This is a genomic window from Geminicoccus flavidas, from assembly GCF_009806515.1.
GTDB lineage: Bacteria > Pseudomonadota > Alphaproteobacteria > Geminicoccales > Geminicoccaceae > Geminicoccus > Geminicoccus flavidus.
Map to the genome: position 1 here is coordinate 1 of NZ_WUJP01000243.1, position 2,743 is coordinate 2,743.

Consider the following 2,743-nt stretch of genomic DNA (forward strand, 5'->3'; position numbering starts at 1 on the left):
GGCCACGCGCACCTTCAGCGACCGCAGCTTCTGCCGGGAGCAGCCGCTGCCCAACCAGTTCTGCACGCAGATGCAGAACTTCGACGTCAGGCAGCCTGAGAAGGTGGCGCTCGACCTGTTCTCGGACGGCAGCGTGTTGGTGGCGAACCGCTATGGGCCAACCGCAGCGGTCTGCCACGGCACCAAGTTCCTGACCATCAACTACTGGGACGGCTTCGACAGCTTCACCTTCCAGAAGCAGTCCCTGCCGATCATCAAGTAGCCGGGGCCGGGCCGTACTGCAGGCGGCCCGGTTCTGCTGGGGTCAGGTTCAGTTCCCGTACGGGTCGAACGAGAAATACTTCCCGGCGATCTTCATGTAGGTGCCGTCCTCGCGCATCGCGGCGATCGCCTCGTCGATACGCGCCTTCAGCGCCGGGTCGTCCTGCGGCAGGATCACCCCGATCCCCTCGCCGAACCAGCGCCGGTCGTTGTAGGCCGGGCCGGTGAACTCCAGCTTCTTGCCGTGCTTGCCCTTGATCGCGGTCTGGTCGAGCGCCCAGGCATCGGCCAGGATGACGTCGACCTGCTCCTTCATGAGCGCGTCCACCATCTGCGGCAGCGTCTTGAACCGCGCGATCTTGGCGGATGCGGTGAATTCGGAGGTCACGAACTGGTCGTGGGTGGTATTCGCCTGCACGCCGATCGTCTTGCCGCGCAGCGCCTTCCAGACCCCTTCCACCGAATCGCCCTTGCGGCGCACGAACATGGCGGGCGTGTGGTAGTAGCGCTGGCTGAACGCGATGCCGCGCCGGCGCCGGCCGTCGGTGATCGAGGTGGAGGCGACCACGATGTCGGCGCGCCGCGACTTCACGGCATCCAGGATCTGGTCCCAGGTGAACTGCACCTTGGTGCACTTGGCCGCGAGCCGCTTGCAGATCTCGTCAGCCATCTCGATGTCGAAGCCGGACAGCCGGCCCTTCTTGTCGACCATGCTGTAGGGCGGGTAGCTCCCGTCGACCGCGACCCGCAGGATGGCCTGGGGCTGGGCGAAGGCGGCGGCCGAAAAGGCTAGGCCGAGAGCCACGACGAACGCAGCGATGGTTGGTCGGCGCATGAGCGAAACCCGCTAACTGATTGAGCTTGCACCGATGCCCGGATCGGGCATTTCGGTCAACCCTTCAGCTTGCCCGAAAGGAACTGCCGGACCCGCTCAGACCTTGGCGCGCCGAAGAATTGGTCGGGCGGCCCCTGATCTTCGATGCGGCCCTGATGCAGAAAGATCACATGATCGGCCACCTCGCGGGCAAAGCCCATCTCGTGGGTGACCACGATCATGGTGCGCCCCTCCACCGCCAGGTCGCGCATCACCCGCAGCACCTCGCCGACCAGCTCCGGGTCCAGCGCCGAGGTCGGCTCGTCGAACAGGAGCACGTCCGGCTCCATGGCGAGCGCCCTGGCGATCGCCGCGCGCTGCTGCTGCCCGCCCGAGAGATGGGCGGGGTAGGCGTCGCGCTTGTCCCAGATGCCGACCTTGTTGAGCAGCGCCTCGGCCCGGGCCAGCGCTTCGGCCCGGCTGAGCTTCAGCACGTGGACCGGCGCCTCGATGACGTTGTCCAGAATGGTCATGTGCGACCAGAGATTAAACTGCTGGAATACCATGCCCAGGCGGGTGCGCAGCCGCTCGACCTGCCGGCGGTCGGCTGCCTTGAGCTTGCCAGCGCGGTCCGGGACGAGGCGCATCTCCTCGCCGGCCACCACGATCCGCCCCTGGTCCGGCATCTCCAGAAGGTTCAGGCAGCGCAGAAACGTGCTCTTGCCCGATCCGGACGAACCCAGCATCGCGATCACGTCGCCCTTGTCGGCGGCCACCGAGACGCCTTTGAGGACTTCGAGGGAGCCGAAGGTCTTGTGGATGTCGTCGGCGACCAGGGCGTGTGCGGATCCGCTCATCGACGGGTTGTCGCCTTTCTCGATGCTGCCGGCAGGTTTGGTGGGCGGGGATGCCGGCGTCAAGCCGTTCGCCCGGAAGCGGTCGTCATGCGCCTCGGTAACCTCTTGAAAACGGTAGGAGAATGCCCAGATCGCTGGGTGCCAGCCGCCCATACGGGGCTGGCAGATCCAAGGGCGCCGGTACTCGGGCGCCTCTCGTACCCATGTTGCTCAGCGGAGGATATGGCTATGAGAACAGCACTCGACTTCACGCCACTCTTCCGGTCGACCATCGGCTTCGACCGGGTCTTTGATCTGCTCGACAGCGCCAGCCGCCTGCAGGCGATCGACAACTGGCCGCCGTACGACATCGTCAAGACCGGCGAGGATGCCTACCGCATCAGCATGGCCGTCGCCGGCTTCTCGAAGGACGAACTCGATCTGACCCAGGAGCCGAACCTCCTGGTGGTCAGCGGCTCGAAGCCGGGTCAGGATGACGGGCAGTACCTGCATCGCGGTATCGCCGGCCGGGCCTTCCAGCGCCGCTTCGAACTGGCCGACCATGTCAAGGTGAAGGCGGCGAACCTGGAGAACGGCCTGCTCACGATCGACCTCGTCCGCGAGCTGCCCGAGGCGATGAAGCCGCGGCGGATCGAGATCGGGAGCGAGGCGCTGCCAAAGCCCGAGCCCATGCAGATCGAGAACCAGAGTAAGGCCGCCTGACGCCTGACCTGCTTCCTGCTGCCAAAGCTGAGGAGAAGAGCCATGAACATGCGCGATCTCATTCCCTGGGGCCGCACCATGAGCCAGGCCCCGACCCTCTACCGCGACC

At 65.9% G+C, this 2,743-nt stretch carries 4 protein-coding genes; 2 read left to right on the forward strand and 2 right to left on the reverse strand.

All coding sequences use genetic code 11. The features are described 5' to 3' along the window. A partial coding sequence (locus tag EQG76_RS06795; protein WP_159711801.1) for a hypothetical protein occupies positions 1–262 on the forward strand: 262 nt, incomplete at its 5' end. A 48-nt stretch (positions 263–310) separates the two neighbouring features. On the opposite strand, the gene EQG76_RS06800 is transcribed toward EQG76_RS06795, so the two are convergent. Together EQG76_RS06800 and EQG76_RS06805 are read right to left on the reverse strand one after the other, a co-directional pair. Beyond that, positions 311–1,096, reverse strand: a complete 786-nt coding sequence (locus EQG76_RS06800; RefSeq protein WP_159711803.1) for a transporter substrate-binding domain-containing protein — start codon at positions 1,094–1,096, stop codon at positions 311–313. Positions 1,097–1,152: 56 nt separating this feature from the next. Continuing rightward, positions 1,153–1,932: an ABC transporter ATP-binding protein gene (locus tag EQG76_RS06805; RefSeq protein ID WP_159711805.1), complete on the reverse strand. Its 780-nt coding sequence runs from the start codon at positions 1,930–1,932 to the stop codon at positions 1,153–1,155. Positions 1,933–2,160: 228 nt separating this feature from the next. On the opposite strand from EQG76_RS06805, the gene EQG76_RS06810 reads away from it, so the two are divergent. Then, complete coding sequence (locus tag EQG76_RS06810; protein ID WP_159711807.1) at positions 2,161–2,634, forward strand: Hsp20 family protein; 474 nt, start codon at positions 2,161–2,163, stop codon at positions 2,632–2,634. Positions 2,635–2,743 lie beyond the last annotated feature (109 nt).